At 70.7% G+C, this 15,170-nt stretch carries 12 protein-coding genes; 7 read left to right on the forward strand and 5 right to left on the reverse strand.

The window, feature by feature from the left end:
- On the reverse strand, window positions 1-399 hold a 399-nt coding region (locus ACYVGD_RS02500), incomplete at its 3' end, for a hypothetical protein (RefSeq protein ID WP_460741399.1).
- A gap of 183 nt (window positions 400-582) precedes the next feature.
- Between ACYVGD_RS02500 and ACYVGD_RS02505 the strand changes: the two genes are divergently transcribed.
- Complete coding sequence (locus tag ACYVGD_RS02505) at window positions 583-2,472, forward strand: acetate--CoA ligase (RefSeq protein ID WP_460741400.1); 1,890 nt, start codon at window positions 583-585, stop codon at window positions 2,470-2,472.
- A gap of 54 nt (window positions 2,473-2,526) precedes the next feature.
- On the opposite strand, the gene ACYVGD_RS02510 is transcribed toward ACYVGD_RS02505, so the two are convergent.
- From ACYVGD_RS02510 to ACYVGD_RS02520, 3 genes are all read right to left on the reverse strand, one after another.
- Window positions 2,527-3,087, reverse strand: a complete 561-nt coding sequence (locus tag ACYVGD_RS02510; RefSeq protein WP_460741402.1) for a hypothetical protein — start codon at window positions 3,085-3,087, stop codon at window positions 2,527-2,529.
- 110 nt (window positions 3,088-3,197) lie between these two features.
- On the reverse strand, window positions 3,198-3,803 hold the full coding sequence (locus tag ACYVGD_RS02515; RefSeq protein WP_460741403.1) for a hypothetical protein: 606 nt from the start codon (window positions 3,801-3,803) through the stop codon (window positions 3,198-3,200).
- An 83-nt stretch (window positions 3,804-3,886) separates the two neighbouring features.
- Window positions 3,887-5,500: an HNH endonuclease signature motif containing protein gene (locus tag ACYVGD_RS02520; RefSeq protein WP_460741404.1), complete on the reverse strand. Its 1,614-nt coding sequence runs from the start codon at window positions 5,498-5,500 to the stop codon at window positions 3,887-3,889.
- Window positions 5,501-5,702: 202 nt separating this feature from the next.
- On the opposite strand from ACYVGD_RS02520, the gene ACYVGD_RS02525 reads away from it, so the two are divergent.
- The gene (locus ACYVGD_RS02525; protein WP_460741405.1) at window positions 5,703-6,425 is read left to right on the forward strand and encodes a DNA alkylation repair protein; all 723 of its coding nucleotides are present in this window, start codon (window positions 5,703-5,705) and stop codon (window positions 6,423-6,425) included.
- Between the two features lies 1 nt (window position 6,426).
- Here ACYVGD_RS02525 and ACYVGD_RS02530 read toward each other — a convergent pair whose 3' ends face one another.
- A complete protein-coding gene (locus tag ACYVGD_RS02530) occupies window positions 6,427-7,902 on the reverse strand; it encodes a DUF7059 domain-containing protein (RefSeq protein WP_460741406.1) in 1,476 nt (491 codons plus the stop codon).
- Between the two features lie 81 nt (window positions 7,903-7,983).
- On the opposite strand from ACYVGD_RS02530, the gene topA reads away from it, so the two are divergent.
- The 5 genes from topA to ACYVGD_RS02555 all read left to right on the forward strand — a co-directional run bounded on the left by topA (window position 7,984) and on the right by ACYVGD_RS02555 (window position 15,062).
- A complete protein-coding gene (topA, locus tag ACYVGD_RS02535) occupies window positions 7,984-10,734 on the forward strand; it encodes a type I DNA topoisomerase (protein ID WP_460741407.1) in 2,751 nt (916 codons plus the stop codon).
- Between the two features lie 6 nt (window positions 10,735-10,740).
- Entirely contained in the window at window positions 10,741-12,147 is a 1,407-nt protein-coding gene (locus ACYVGD_RS02540) for a CYTH domain-containing protein (protein ID WP_460741408.1), read from the forward strand.
- On the forward strand, window positions 12,144-12,794 hold the full coding sequence (gene tmk, locus ACYVGD_RS02545) for a dTMP kinase (protein WP_460741409.1): 651 nt from the start codon (window positions 12,144-12,146) through the stop codon (window positions 12,792-12,794). Before ACYVGD_RS02540 ends, tmk begins: the two co-directional genes overlap by 4 nt.
- Window positions 12,791-13,951 carry a DNA polymerase III subunit delta' gene (locus tag ACYVGD_RS02550; protein WP_460741411.1) on the forward strand — a complete coding sequence of 387 codons (1,161 nt, stop codon included), beginning with the start codon at window positions 12,791-12,793 and terminating at the stop codon, window positions 13,949-13,951. Before tmk ends, ACYVGD_RS02550 begins: the two co-directional genes overlap by 4 nt.
- Before the next feature lie 94 nt (window positions 13,952-14,045).
- Window positions 14,046-15,062, forward strand: coding sequence for a DoxX family protein (locus tag ACYVGD_RS02555; protein ID WP_460741412.1), 1,017 nt, complete (start codon window positions 14,046-14,048; stop codon window positions 15,060-15,062).
- Window positions 15,063-15,170: the final 108 nt, after the last annotated feature.

Here is a 15,170-nt window from a genome sequence, read left to right on the forward strand (position 1 = left end):
CTGGACCCAGAGCTTCTCGTCGTTCCAGACGGGGGCGGGCATTTCGACGACCTCGGGGAAGCGGTGCTTCCAGGTCTGGGGGGCGGGGACGGGGTTGCCGTTGGTGCCGCGGGCGACGACGGTCTTGTTCTGGCCGCCGAAGGGGATCGTGTAGGTGTGGGTCCCCGGTGCGGTGACCACGCCGTCGACGACGTACTCCACGCCCAGCACCTCGGGGATCGTGATGGACGACTCGAGGTCGTTCCACGTGGGCTCGAGGACTCCGGCGGCGGCCGCGCGCGGTGCGGGCACGGGCTCCGGTGCCGGGGTGGGGGCAGCGTACGCCGACATCGGCGACACCAGCCACGCGAAGGTCAGGACGAGCGCCATCAACGAGGCCGACCGGTGTTGGATGGACATGTCAACTCCTGAGCAGGGGAAAGTTACGTTCGCACATCCAAACACTTTCCGATCACTTGTGGGAGTGATCCTTGACCCGTGGTTTAGGGTTGGCCGCGGTCAGACGGTTCCCGTAAGCCGGTCTGCGCCGTATCTTGGGCCGCGGAAGAGGCCAACGAGGGTCGCGCAGCGAAGGAGCGCACGATGGGCACCTGGTCGAAGGAGCACGCACGCAGCATCAGCGATCCCGAGGGTTACTGGGGTGAGCAGGCCGAGCGGATCCACTGGTTCCGCAAGCCCGACCGGATCCTCGACGGGGGCGACGCCCCGGCGTACCGCTGGTTCGCCGGCGGGGTGATGAACACCTCATACAACGCGCTCGACCGCCACGTCATCGATGGCCGCGGCGAGCAGCCCGCGCTGATCTTCCACTCCGCGATCACCGAGACCCGCAAGCAGTTCACGTACGCCGAGCTGCTCGACCACGTCGCCCGCCTCGGTGGCGCGCTGCAGGGCCTCGGCGTCGAGAAGGGTGACCGCGTGGTCATCTACATGCCGATGATCCCCGAGGCCGTCGTCGCGATGCTCGCGTGCGCCCGCATCGGCGCCGTCCACTCCGTCGTCTTCGGCGGCTTCGCGCCGGCCGAGCTGGCCGTACGCATCGACGACGCCCGGCCGAAGGTCGTCATCTCCGCCTCGTGCGGCCTCGAAGGCCAGCGCGTCATCGAGTACAAGCCGCTGCTCGACCGCGCCATCGAGCGTGCCGAGCACCAGCCCGAGCACTGCGTGATCGTCCAGCGCGAGCAGGTCACCGCCGAGCTCCAGGAGGGCCGCGACCTCGACTACAAGCAGGTCATGCGCCCCGGCGCGTTCGAACCCGCCACGCCCGTCGAGGTCGAGGCCACCGACCCGCTGTACATCCTCTACACGTCCGGCACCACGGGTAAGCCGAAGGGCATCGTCCGCGACCACGGTGGTCATGCGGTCGCGCTGTGCTTCGCGATGGACGAGATCTACGACGTCGGCCCGGGCGAGGTCATGTTCACCGCCTCCGACGTCGGCTGGGTCGTCGGCCACTCGTTCATCGTGTACGGCCCGCTGCTCGCCGGCGCCACGACCGTGCTGTTCGAGGGCAAGCCCGTGGGCACGCCCGACGCCGGCACGTTCTGGCGCGTCATCGCCGAGCACGGGGTCAAGGCACTGTTCACCGCACCCACCGCCATCCGCGCCATCCGCAAGGTCGACCCCGAGGCGGAGTTCGTCAAGGCGTCCGACCTGTCCAGCCTCAAAACGCTGTTCATGGCCGGCGAGCGGCTCGACCCCGACACCTACAGGTGGGCGAGCGAGAAGCTCGGCGTACCCGTCGTCGACAACTGGTGGCAGACCGAGACCGGCTGGCCGATCGCGGCCAACCTGCGCGGCATGGAGCCCATGCTCATCAAGGCCGGCTCGCCCAGCGTCCCCGTGCCCGGCTACGACGTCCAGGTGCTCGACCCCTCTGGCGAGCAGCTGCCCGCCGAGACCGAGGGTGCCATCGTCATGAAGCTCCCCATGCCGCCAGGCACGCTCGCCGGAATCTGGGGTGACCGTCAGCGTTTCGAGTCGTCCTACCTCAACGCGTTCCCCGGCTACTACCTGACCGGTGACGGCGGCTACCTCGACGGCGACGGCTACGTCTATGTCATGGGCCGCACCGACGACGTCATCAACGTCGCCGGCCACCGACTGTCGACCGGCGCCATGGAGGCCGTACTCGCCGGCCATCCCGCCGTCGCCGAGTGCGCCGTCATCGGTGTCGCCGATCCGCTCAAGGGACAGCTGCCGCGCGGTTTCGTCGTCCTCAAGGAGGGCAAGACCGACAACCCCGAGCAGGTCGTCGCCGAGCTCGTCCAGGCCGTCCGTGACGACATCGGTGCCGTCGCCGCCCTGCGGCAGATCGACGTCGTCGCCGCCCTGCCCAAGACCCGTTCGGGCAAGATCCTGCGCAAGACCATGCGCGAGATCGCCGACGGCCTGCCCGGCACCGTGCCGTCCACCATCGAGGACCCGCAGGTCATCGAAAACCTGCGCGGGGTCCTCAGCGGTCAGGGCTGAGGCGTTCGACGGCATACTCGATCGCCGGGCGCGGGCTCGACAGCACCGGCGCCCTCACGTCGTCGAGCAGGTCTGAGCGGCCGCCATGCTTGTCTGGGCGAGGACGACGACGTCGGCGGCGCGGGCGGCCTCGGCGATGGCTCGGTGGTACGCCGGTTGGTCCCCCTCCTCGAACAGCTGCCACGCGCCGGGGGCCTCGACGAGCTCGATGTGGGCGTCCCGGCCGGCCGACCGTGCCTCCTCACCGAGGAGCGCCTCGGTCGGGGTGAGCGTGGAGGTGACCGCCGCGATCACAGCGATGGCCCGGCCAGTCTCCACCGCGCGGCGCGCCATGGGACGGTCGACGCGGAACACGTCCGGCCCGCCGACGGCCTCGGCCTCGGCGCCGATCGACGAGCACGTGCAGCAGACCAGGTCAGCCCCGGCCTCGCGCAGCCGGTCGAGCGCGGCGACGACTCCGTCACTCGCGGCGTGGGCGCCTGCGACCCGCGCCTGCTCGAGGAGCCCGGGCTCGCTCAGGTGCACGGTGGCGACGAGGGGCCAATGCTCGTGGACGAGCGCGTCGAACGGCGCGACGTGCACGGGCGACGTGTGCAGGAACCCGAGTATCGACATGCGCCCATCCTCGTATCAGCGAACCAGAAGTGCACCCAGCAGCGACTGGAGGCGACGCTGAGTGCCCACGGTTCGTCGGTGTCCTGAGGCCCCCAAGGGATTCTTCTCGCTCACGCGCCGGGTGAGATCCCCATCTCCTCGAGCTCGGGCACGATGTCGTCCCAGTCGTTCTCGGGTGCGAGGACGGCGGCGTACGCCGGGGTCAGCGCCGCACCGCCGAAGATCGCGGCGACCGCCTCCTCCACGTCCGGCGTCACGTCGATCTCGTGGTAGTCGGCGGCGAAGTGCAGGTAGCGCTGCGTCCCCTCGGTCAGGAACGACAGCCACTCCTCGGCCGCAGGGGCGCCGTCGGGCGTGACCTCCCATGCGGTCCACTGCCCGTCGACGGTGTGCAGCCGCACGGTCGAGCCGACGGTCGGGATGGGCTCGACCTCGAAGAACCCGCGGGCCCAGTCGGTCGAGCCGAAGCCGCCCTCGAGCATTCCGTGGTCGGGGGACGCGATGTTGATCGCCGCGTCGCCGGCCCGCACGAGCACGTGCATCTCCTCGCCCGACCCGTCGCGCCCCTGCAACAGCTCCTCCTGGTCGGCCCAGGCCGGGTTCCACGAGAAGCGTCGGTCCTCCCAGTCGGGCGAGAGCGCCGCCTCCAGGGTTGCCAGGGCGATCGCCGTGGCGCGCAGCTCGGCGGGGGACGGCATGGGCAGCGGGGGCGTCATGGGTCCACTGTAGACGTGCGCCGGTCAACGACCAATGGCCGCGAGACCTGTGGTCTCGCGGCTGGGTCGGGTGTGGTGAACGGTCAGAAGGGTGGTGGGGTGTCCGACCCCACGACGGGGAGTCTCGGGTCGAGGCGGCCGGTGAGCACCGCGCCGGGATCGGCCTGCAACGTTGCCCGGCCGACCTCGTCGCGTGCGGCTTCCAGCCGCTCCTGCCGTTGTGCCTCGCGGGCCCGGGTGGTGGCTTGTGTGGTGATGCGGTCGCGGTGGCGGGCGATGATCGCCAGTGCGGTGGTGAGCATGACGGTGGTGGTCTGGTCGGGGTCGTTGGTGCGGGTGCGGTCGGGTGGGGGTTGGGTGTGGGTGCCGTGGGCGTTGGTCCACAGCTGTTGTCCGGTGGGGGTGGTGAGCTTGAGGGTGCCGGGGGTGGTCTGTTCGACCTGGAAACCGGCGTGGGTGATGGCGCGGTGGGCCTTGCGGGACAGCGCGGCGAGGTTGTCGGTGGTGGTCTGGCCGCCTCGGTGCCAGGGGATGGTGTGGTCGAGGTCGATGTGTCGGGATCGTGCGGTGCGGTTGGAGTAGGGGTAGAGCTCTCGTTGGTCGCGTTCGGTGATGATCCAGCGGAGCTCGGGGCTGGGTTTGTACTGGCTGATGGTCACGGGCTGGGTGAGGTCGATGACGGGCCGAACGGTGACCTGTGGCGCGGAGGCCAGGAGCTCGTGGAGGGCTTGGCGGGTGAGTGGGGCGAGGTGGTTGAGGGTGCCTCCGCCGTCGTGTCGGAGGTCGTGGTCGGAGACGCGTACGACGAGCTCGACCCCGTGCGTGCAGGATGTGCCGCTGCCTGGGGTGGTGGTGATCTCTCCGGTGTCGGGGTCGATGGTGACGGGGATGTGCTGCCCGGATGGTGTGGTGTCGAAGGGGAGCCCCTGGTCGAGGATGAGGTGGGCGCGCGTGGGATGGGCGAGCAGCTCCAGCGCCTGGGCGCGCAGGCTGTTCCGCGTGCCTTCGACGCCTCCCACGGCGAGCGTCCGCGCACCGTGGTCGAGGGTCTGGTCGAGGACGACGGCGGCAGCCACGTCGAGCCGGGCATCGACCTGGGCGGTGCCGTCGCTGCCGGTGAACACGTGGGCGTACCGGTGTGAGAGTGCTTCTTCGCGCCGCCTCTCGCGATCGGTGTCGAACAGGATCGCCATCCGGTCGAACTCCGCAAGGGCTTTCGCGTCGGTCATGCCGTCGACCAGCGGGGAGAGGTGCGTGTCGATCGTTCGGGCGACGTCGAGGGGGAGCGCCGCGGTGTTGCGCGCCACGCGGCGGGCGACCCACTCGCGCACGGCTCCCGACAGCGCCTTCTCCCACAGGATCGGCAGCCGGTGCTTGAGGTTGAGGACGTCGCTCACCAGCCCGTAGGCCGAGTCGGGGGAGATGCCGAGGGCCGGCCCGATCTCGAGCGTGGCGAACTCGGCGACCTCGGGGGTGCCCGCGCCGCCCATGGCGACCATGCGTTCGCCGAAGAGGACCGCGGGTTCGGTGCGGGTCTGGGAGTCGAAAGGGGAGTCGTCGACCATCGACCACGCCTCGCACGCCAGCGCGATCGTCGCCAGCCGGGCCGCACCCAGCCGCCGCTCGTCCTCACGCAGCTCGACGAGCGCGGCGACGACCTCGGTGCGGGTCGGGGTGATCTCGCTGGGTGCTCTCATGACGACCTCCTCCTTCACCTCAACTATAGAACAGGTATACGAATAGATGGAAGGTTTGGCGGTGAACATCAGGTGAACGTGGATATGAGGCGCGCGAGCGGAGGGGAGGGGCGGGCAGTCCATGCGGTGACAAGCGTGTCGTCGATCGGCATGGGCCTGGCGGCTCGTACCACCCTCATCCAGCGGTCCCTAGGCTGACGCCATGACCGCGGACGCCATCGCTGCACGCCTCATCGCGCTCGGCAACCCCGACGACGCCATTGCCAAGACCCGCTTCTTCAAGGCCGGTCCCGGCGGCTACGCCGACGGCGACCAGTTCGCCGGTGTCAGCGTCCCGAAGACGCGCGCGCTGGCCAAGCAGGTGCGCGACGACGTCACGCTCGACGACATCGAGGACCTCCTCGACCACCCCGTCCACGAGGTACGCCTCCTCGCGGCCATCCTGCTGGCAGACCTCAGCAAGCCCCGGCGTACCCCGCAGCACACGAAGGACGCCATCGTCGCCCTGGTGATCCGGCGCGCCGACGACCTCGACAACTGGGACCTCGTCGACACCGTCGCGCCGCACACGCTCGGGCCCTGGCTGGTGGTCCAGGACGACGCCACGCGACGCGCGACGCTCGACCCGCTCATCTCCTCGGAGAACCTGTGGCGCCGTCGCCTGGCGATGGTGGCGATGCTCGGCCCGATCCGCGCGGGGGAGAGCGAGCTGCCGCTCGACACTGCCCACCGCCTGCTCGGCGACGAGCACGACCTCATCCACAGGGCCACGGGCTGGATGCTGCGCGAGATCGGCCTGCGCGACCGGGCAGCGCTCGACGACTTCCTCGAGCGGTACGCCGACACCATGCCGCGCACGGCCCTGCGGTACGCGCTCGAGAAGCACACGCCCGACGAGCGCCGGGCGTTCATGGGTCGCCGCTGAGTCAGCGCGTACGCAACATCCCGTCGGCGACGAGCTCGCGGACGCGCGGCAGAACCTCGGTGCGCAGGGAAGCGGCGTCGACCTCCAGCAGGCCGGCGACGACGTCGACGATCACGCCCAGCGGCAGGTCACCGTCGCACGCGCCGAGCACGCCGCCCAGGCCGGTGTCGACCTCGACCGCGCGCCGGAACCCGCGCTGGGAGCGCAGCACGATGTGCGAGGGGTCCTCCGCGCCGGGCGCCCCGATCGTCTCCTGCACGATGTCGTCGGCCAGTGCCCAGGGTGTCGCCCACAGCACGTCGTCGCTGCACCGCGCCGCGGCCACGCCCTCCTGCTGCTCGCGGAACGCGTCACCGACGGGCTGCTCCACCGCATGCGGCCACGACTCGACGCGCAGGTCGGGGTGGGACGAGTCGGTGCGGTGCACCGACAGCCAGCCCATGCCGACGCCGACGATCCCGAGCTGGTCGAAGTAGTCGAGCCACTCGCGATATCGCGCGGCGTACGCGTCCGTCCCGACCAGACCGGCATCGGCCAGCCAGATCTCGATGTACTCGTACGGATCGAGCCGCTCACGCTCCATCACCAGCGCGTCGTGCCCGGCCGGGATCCACGACCGTAGCCGCTCCTCCCAGCCGCCGTCGCGCAGGATCGCCCAGTTGCCGAGCACCTGCAGCGTCCCGCCGGGGTTCAGACGCCCGTCGATGCCGCGGACGACCGCCTCCATGAGCCCGTCGGCGGTGAACGAGCCCTCGCGGTAGGTCAGGCGGTGCTCGTCGGGCGGCGACATGACGTACGGCGGGTTGGTCACGACCAGGTCGAACCGCTCGTCGTCGACGGGCTCGTAGAGGGACCCCAGGCGCTGGTCGACGTCGAGACCGTTCAGCGCGAAGGTCCACGACGCCAACCGGTTGGCGCGCGGGTTGAGGTCGCTCGCGACGACCCGCCCGCAGTGACGGGCCAGGTGGAGGCTCTGCACGCCGCAGCCGGAGCCGAGGTCCAGGGCGCTTCCGAACGGTCGGCGGATGGTCATCTGCGCCAACGACGTGGACGCCGGCGAGACTCCCAGCACGTAGTCCTCGCGCGGCGGCTGCTGCGGTCCGTCGAGCCCGTTGGTCAGGTCGGAGACGATCCAGCCCGACGCCCCGTCGTCGCTGGCGTACGGGCGCACGTCGACCGCGGCACGCGTGTCGCCGACCAGCAGCCCCGCCGCCACCATGGGCCCGACGAGTCCCGGGAGGGCGGCCTCGACCTGCGTACGCGGGACCTCCTGCTGCAGGACGAACAGGCGGACGAGCGTGGCCAACGGGTCGGACGCGACGGCGAGGTGGCGTTCGGCGGCGACGGTCGAGTTGCGCCCGAGGGCACGCTGCCCCTCCTCGCCGATGCGCTCGAGGACGGCGTCGACGGTGTAGTCGGCGTCGTGGAACGCGTCACGGATGCGGTGGGCGAGGTCGAGATCAGCCATGGGGGCCATTCTGTCGGACTGCGCTGGCTAGGATCGGGGGATGTACGCTCCCGGCGTACGCCCCCTGCAAGCTCGTTCGAAGGACCCACGTTGGCCACCAAGACCGCCACCCGCACGCTCGTGATCGTCGAGTCGCCGACCAAGGCGACCAAGATCGCGGGCTATCTCGGTGACGGATATGTCGTCCGCTCCAGCCGCGGGCACGTCCGCGACCTGCCGGAACGCGGCAGCGACGTGCCGGCGAAATACAAGGGTGAGAAGTGGGCGCGCACGGGTGTGAACATCGCCAATGACTTCGAGCCGGTCTACGTCGTTTCAGCCGACAAGCGCGCCACGATCCGCGAGCTGAAGGCCCTGCTGTCCGACGCCGACGAGCTGCTGCTGGCCACCGACGGTGACCGCGAGGGCGAGGCCATCGCGTGGCACCTGCTCGAGGAGCTCAAGCCGAAGGTGCCGGCGAAGCGCATGGTGTTCCACGAGATCACCGAGTCGGCGATCCAGGAGGCGGTCAAGAACACCCGCGAGCTCGACACCGACCTCGTCGACGCCCAGGAAACCCGCCGCATCCTCGACCGCCTGTTCGGCTTCGAGGTCTCTCCGGTCCTGTGGCGCAAGATCATGCAGGGCCTGTCCGCGGGTCGTGTCCAGTCGGTCGCCACGCGTCTGGTCGTCGACCGCGAGAAGGAGCGCATCGCTTTCCGCACCGCCTCCTACTGGGACCTTGACGCGGTCCTCGATGCCGGCTCGAAGGCCGAGCCGCCGAAGTTCCCGGCGCGCCTGACGCAGGTCAACGGCACCGCCATCGCGCAAGGCCGCGACTTCGACTCCCGCGGCAACCCGACGAAGAAGAACCTCGTCCACCTCGACGAGACGACGGCCCAGAAGCTCGCCGTCGAGCTGCGCGAGGCCACGTTCACCGTCGGCAACGTCGAATCGAAGCCCTACACCCGCAAGCCGTACGCGCCGTTCCGCACCACGACGATGCAGCAGGAGGCCGGCCGCAAGCTCGGCTTCTCGGCCCAGCGCGCGATGTCGGTCGCCCAGGACCTCTACGAGCAGGGCCACATCACCTACATGCGTACCGACTCGGTGACGCTGTCGACGTCGGCCATCAAGGCCGCCCGCGACCAGGTGACACAGCTGTTCGGCGCCCAGTTCCTGCCGCCCCAGCCGCGCGTCTACACCTCGAAGGTCAAGAACGCCCAGGAGGCCCACGAGGCGATCCGTCCCGCGGGTGAGACGTTCGCGACGCCCGCCCAGACGGGCCTGCGCGGCGACCACTTCCGCCTCTATGAACTCATCTGGATGCGTACGCTGGCCTCGCAGATGAAGGACGCCGTTGGCGAGTCGATCTCGGTGCGCATCGACGCCCAGCCGAAACAGGGCGACCCGTGCACGTTCGTCGCGTCGGGCCGCACCATCACCTTCCACGGCTTCCTCAAGGCCTATGTCGAGGCCGTCGACGAGTCCTCGGGTGCGACGACCGACGACCAGCAGGCCCGCCTGCCCCAGCTGACGGTCGGCCAGACGCTGAGCGCCGACGAGGTCACCGCCTCCGGCCACACGACCAAGCCCCCGGCCCGCTACACCGAGCCGTCGCTCGTGGCGAAGCTCGAGGAGCTCGAGATCGGTCGCCCGTCGACGTACGCGTCGATCATCCGCACCATCACCTCGCGCGACTACGTGTTCAAGAAGGGCTCGGCGCTCGTGCCGACGTGGCTGGCGTTCGCCGTCACCCGCCTGCTCGAGGAGCACTTCCCGAAGCTCGTCGACTACAAGTTCACCGCCTCCATGGAGGAAGACCTCGACGAGGTCGCCAAGGGGGACCTCGAGCGGCTCGAGGTGCTCAAGCAGTTCTGGTACGGCAACGAGGAGAAGGGGCTGCAGGGTCTGGAACACCTGGTCAACAACTTGGGCGAGATCGATGCCCGTGGCGTGTCCACGTTCCCGATCGGCGACCTCGACTCGGGCCTGAGCGTCCGCGTCGGCCGCTTCGGCACCCGCGTCATGAAGGGCGACGAGGAGGCGTACGCCGCCGTCGACGACGACCTGCCGCCCGACGAGCTCACCGTCGAGAAGGCCCGCGAGCTGCTGGAGAACCCGATCGGCAAGGAGCTCGAGATCGGCGTCGATCCCGAGACCGGTCACCGGGTCGTTGGCAAGACCGGCCGCTACGGCCCCTACGTCACCGAGGTCCTACCCGAGGACGCTCCGAAGTCCCAGAAGCCGCGTACGGGATCGCTGTTCGCGTCCATGGACCTCGACACGCTCACGATCGACGACGCGCTGAAGCTGCTCAGCCTGCCGCGCGTGATCGGCACCGATGCCGACGGCAACGAGATCACCGCCCAGAACGGGCGCTACGGGCCCTACCTGAAGAAGGGGACCGACTCACGCTCGCTGGCCAGCCAGGACCAGATCTTCACGGTCACGCTCGACGAAGCGTTGGCGCTGTACGCCCAGCCCAAGCAGCGTGGCCGGGCTGCGGCCAAGCCGCCGCTGGCCGAGCTCGGCGAAGACCCGAACAGCGGCAAGAAGCTGGTCATCAAGGACGGCCGGTTCGGCCCCTATGTGACCGATGGCGAATACAATGCGACGCTGCGCCGCGGTGACGAGCCCGCCACGATGACCCTCGAGCGCGGTGTCGAGCTCATCGCCGAGAAGCGGGCGAAGGGCCCGGCGAAGAAGGCCGCCAAGAAGACCACGAAGACGACGGCCAAGAAGACGACGGCGAAGAAGTCCACCGCCAAGAAGACGACTACCAAGAAGGCCGCGGCGAAGAAGACGACCACGGCGAAGAAGGCGACCGCCAAGAAGGCGGCGAACAAGACAGAGGGCTGATCGGCGATGGCCAGGCGGAAGGCTCCCCAACCCAAGGTTCGGCGTTTCGAGGTCCCCTTCACCGCCGAGGTCGGCCGGCTCGTCAACGGTGCCATCGGCATCCGCTCCGTGGTCCAGCGTGCGGGGGCGTACGCGCCGTACCGCATGGACGTGACCGTCCTCGACGCGCCCGACCACCGGCTCATCCGCGCCGGGATCTGGCTGGCCCACCGCGTTCTCGACGGTCGCGGCGAGTGGTATCTGGCCGCGCCCCAGTGGTCGCCGTGGCTGCCCCAGGAGCAGGTCGAGCTCATGGGCCACGCCGACGTGCCCGACACGTTCGCCGACCTCTTGCGTCCCTTCCGACGTGGTGCGGCGCTCGGTCCGGTGGCGGCCCTGCGGTGCCGCCGCTCCGAATACCTGCTGCGTGGTGAGGCAGGGGCGGTGCTCGCGGCCATCCGCAACGAGCAGGTCACCGTTCGCAGCGGCGGCATTGTCACCGCCCGCTACCGAGAGGTGACGATCACGTCGGTCGACGACGCGCTCACGCCCGCCCAGTGGGCCTTCCTCGGCGAGGTGCTCGCCGCAGCGGGTGCCACGCGGGTGACCGAGTTCCCCGACCTCGCCCAGCGTCTTGGCGCCCCCGCCACGGGGCTCGCCGACATCCGTCGTCGCCCGGGCGGGGAGCGGCCCGACGTCCTCGAAGAGTATGTCCAGGACCTTGTGGCCCGCCGGCTGCGCCGCATCACCCACGCCGACCTCGCGCTGCGCGGCGGCCTCGAGGGGGCAGCGGGCCAGTTGCGCGGCCACCTGGTCCGCCTGCGCTCCGACCTGCACGGGCTCGTCCCGCTGCTGGACCGCACCTGGGCGACCGAGACCGAGGCCGACCTCGACGCCGCCATCTCCGGCCTCGACGACCACCCCGGGCCGGGCGTACCGCCCGCGCTGAACTCCCAGCGCTACCTGTTCCTGCTCGACCACCTCGTCACCGCCTCACGCGCCCCGCGCCTGGGCGACCACGCGGCGCGCCCGGCGGCCGAGGCGCTGGGTGAGATACTCGCCGAGGGCGTCGCCGACCTGTGCGCCGTGATGGACCACATCTCCGCCGACAGCCGCGACGAGGTGTGGAAGCTCGCCCACGACGCGGCCGCGCGCGTGGTCGCGACCTGCGGCGTCCAGCCCGACCGCACCAAGGCCGTACGCCGGCTGGCGCGCCGCGCCGACACGCTGACGGCCATGCTGACCGCGTGCGTCCAGGTCAACGAGGACGAGCACGTGCGCGACCTCGAGTGCATGGGGCCGCAGGAGGCCTTCGAGCTCGGCCGGTCGTTCGAGCGGGCCTGGTCGGAGCAGCACATCGCCCGTCTGGACGCGGTCGACCACTGGGAGCGCCGGGGCGACCGGCTACGCGGACCCCGCCGGGAGGCCCGATGAGGGGCGTGTTCGTCGTCTTCGAGGGCGGCGACGGTGCCGGCAAGTCGACACAGGTGGGTCGGCTCGCTGCCTGGCTCGAGGAGCAGGGGCACGAGGTCGTCGTCACGCGGCAGCCGGGCGGGTCACCGCTGGGTGACCGCATCCGCACGCTCGTGCTCGATCCTGCCACCGGTGACGTCGACCCCCACGCCGAGGCGCTGCTGTATGCGGCCGACAAGGCCCAGCACGTCCATGAGGTGGTGCTCCCTGCGCTGGAGCGCGGTGCCGTCGTGGTGTGCGACCGCTACGTCGACTCGATGGTCGCCTACCAGGGTGCGGGTCGCGTCCTGGCGGAGGAGGACGTGGATGCCATCGCCGGGTGGGCGACGGGCCACCTGCTGCCAGACGTGACGGTCGTCCTCGACGTCGATCCCGCCGAGGCCGTCCACCGCAAGCACGAGAAGGACCGGCTCGAGGGCGCCGGTGCCGAGTTCCACGAGCGTGTGCGCCGGGGCTTTCTCCGGCTCGCCGGGCGCGACCCCGACCGCTATCTCGTGCTCCCGGGCAGGGACGCGCGCGAGTCGCTGGCCGAGCGCATCCGCGAGCGCGTGGGCGCGCTCCTGGCCGATCGGAAGATGTCGGACGCGGACGGCAGGATGTCCTCGTGAGCGAGACACGTGCCGGGGTGTGGGCCGACCTCATCGGCCAGGACAGGGCGATCGAGACCCTGCGTCGTGCCGTCGACGCCGAGGCCCATGCCATGTCCCACGCATGGCTCGTCACGGGGCCGCCGGGGTCGGGACGCTCCAACGCCGCGCGCGCCTTCGCCGCCGCCCTCCAATGCCCGCGCGGGGGGTGCGGCGAGTGCAACGAGTGCCGCACGTCACTTTCGGGCGCCCATCCCGACGTGACGCTGGTGCGCACCGAGATGCTGTCGATCGGCGTCGACGAGGTCCGCGACCTCGTCCGCCGTGCCGCGATGAGCCCGACCTTGGGCCGTCACCAGGTGCTCGTCGTCGAGGACGCCGACCGCGTCACCGAGCGCGGTGCCGACGCGCTGCTGAAGTCGATCGAGGAGCCCGCGCCCAAGACGGTGTGGATCCTGTGTGCGCCCACCCCCGACGACGTCGTGGCGACGATCCGCTCTCGTTGCCGCCTGCTGCGCCTGGCGACGCCGACGACGGCGGCGGTCACCGAGCTGCTCGAGGTCCGCGACGGCGTCGACCCGTCGATGGCCGCGTTCGCCGCGCGTGCGGCCCAGGGCCACGTGGGTCGCGCCCGTGCGCTGGCCCGCAGCGACGAGGCCCGCAACCTCCGGCGCGACGTGTTGAAGATCCCCGGCCGGCTCACCGATCTAGGCGCCTGCCTGACCGCGGCGGCCAACCTCGTCGATACCAGCCGCGAGGAGGCGAAGGCGGCGATGGCCGAGATCGACGCCAAGGAGCGGGCGGCGCTCGAGGAGGCGCTCGGGTTCGGCACGAAGGGCACGCGACCCAAGAACGCCGCGGGTGCGCTGAAAGACCTTGAGGACCAGCAGAAGGCGCGCGCCAAGCGGCGCGAGCGCGACGGGCTCGACCGGGCGCTCACCGAGCTGACGACCTACTACCGCGACGTGCTGACGGTCCAGACGGGTGCGGGGGCCGAGCTCGTCAACGCCGAGATCGCCGCCGAGATCGAGCGCGCGGCTCGCTCGTCGACGCCCGAGATGACGCTGCGGCGCATCGACGCGATCCTCGCCTGCCGCACCGCCTTGGAGACCAACGTCGCGCCGCTACTGGCGATGGAGGCCATGATGATCGGCCTCGTCCAGGCCGGAAGGGGCTGATCCGCGGCCCGTCGAGTGTCGGTCACACGTTCGAACGCCGATCAGGTGGAGGATGACAGGCGTACCGATGTCGACAAAAGAGGGGTCCCGCCCAATGAGCATGTTCGGAAAGAAGAAGTCCGACGCCGGGGACGCCCGCGCCGAGGAACTCGGCGACGCCGAACCCACGCAGCAGATCGACGCCCCGCGCGACCGCGACGTGGTCGATGCCGACAAGACCCAGCCCATGGACACGGTCGCCGCCGGCAACTCCGGCGACGCCGACCGCACGCGTACCAACCCCGTCTCGAAGCCGTCCGCAGCGACCACCGGCGGCGGATCGTCCTCGGCCGCGTCCGTGCTGGAGGACCCAGACCGCACCGCGACCGCGAAGAAGGTCCCCGCGTCGAAGACCCGCAGCTCCCACGGTGAGGACGACGACGCCGAGCCGACGCGCGTCGAGCCGATCCCGGCCAACCCGCTCGCCGGTGGCACGGGCGCTAAGACAGCTGCCGCGACTGGTGCCGGCACCGCCGCGGCCGCGACGACGACCCGGCGGGACGACGAGCGTGACGGGGCGAGGGTCGACCCCGAGGCCGAGCGCGCCGCAGAGCGTGAGCGCCGCCGTGCCGAACGCGACCAGGCTCTCGGCACGCGCCGCAAGGCCGTCGAGGAGCCGGAGGCCGCAGCGGTCGTCAAGCCCAAGCGCACCACCGACAAGTTCTTCGGCTCGCTCGGCCTGTTCCTGCTGCGCCTCGTGACGGCCGCGATCATGGGCCTCCACGGCCTGTGGAAGGTCATGAACCTCGGCGACGTCGAGACCATGCTCAACCAGACCGTCATCCCCGAGCCCAAGATCATGGCGATGGTCCTCGCCGGCTCCGAGATCGCCATCGCCGTCGCGCTGCTGTTCGGCATGCTGACCCGCTTCGCCGGTCTCGGCGTTGCCCTCATCGGCATCGGCGCGCTGGTGTTCGTCAAGTGGGTCCAGAACCCGTTCAAGGGCTACTCGCTGTCGGGCGAGCTCGAGCTGCTGCTCGGCGCCGTCGGCCTGTTGTTCCTGCTGCTGGGTGGGGGCGGCTGGTCCGTCGACGCGGCCTTCCGCCGCGGTCGCGCCGCCAGCAAGAAGTGAGCTGATCCCCTCGAAGCCCGCCGGTCCGCCGGCGGGCTTCGTCGTTCCCGCCCCTGCGCCCCTCACGACATCTGCGATCCGTGCGACATCTGCGGTCCGCGGCGAGGT

It is taken from the genome of Mariniluteicoccus endophyticus (assembly GCF_054780035.1).

Bases quoted from the DNA above. Each gene is read 5' to 3' on its own strand.
- tmk (WP_460741409.1), top strand. From the start codon at position 12,144: ATGAGGGGCGTGTTCGTCGTCTTCGAGGGCGGCGACGGTGCCGGCAAG.
- ACYVGD_RS02555 (WP_460741412.1), top strand. From the start codon at position 14,046: ATGAGCATGTTCGGAAAGAAGAAGTCCGACGCCGGGGACGCCCGCGCC.
- ACYVGD_RS02510 (WP_460741402.1), bottom strand. From the start codon at position 3,087: ATGTCGATACTCGGGTTCCTGCACACGTCGCCCGTGCACGTCGCGCCG.
- ACYVGD_RS02530 (WP_460741406.1), bottom strand. From the start codon at position 7,902: ATGGCCCCCATGGCTGATCTCGACCTCGCCCACCGCATCCGTGACGCG.
- ACYVGD_RS02520 (WP_460741404.1), bottom strand. From the start codon at position 5,500: ATGAGAGCACCCAGCGAGATCACCCCGACCCGCACCGAGGTCGTCGCC.
- ACYVGD_RS02540 (WP_460741408.1), top strand. From the start codon at position 10,741: ATGGCCAGGCGGAAGGCTCCCCAACCCAAGGTTCGGCGTTTCGAGGTC.
- ACYVGD_RS02505 (WP_460741400.1), top strand. From the start codon at position 583: ATGGGCACCTGGTCGAAGGAGCACGCACGCAGCATCAGCGATCCCGAG.
- ACYVGD_RS02515 (WP_460741403.1), bottom strand. From the start codon at position 3,803: ATGACGCCCCCGCTGCCCATGCCGTCCCCCGCCGAGCTGCGCGCCACG.
- ACYVGD_RS02525 (WP_460741405.1), top strand. From the start codon at position 5,703: ATGACCGCGGACGCCATCGCTGCACGCCTCATCGCGCTCGGCAACCCC.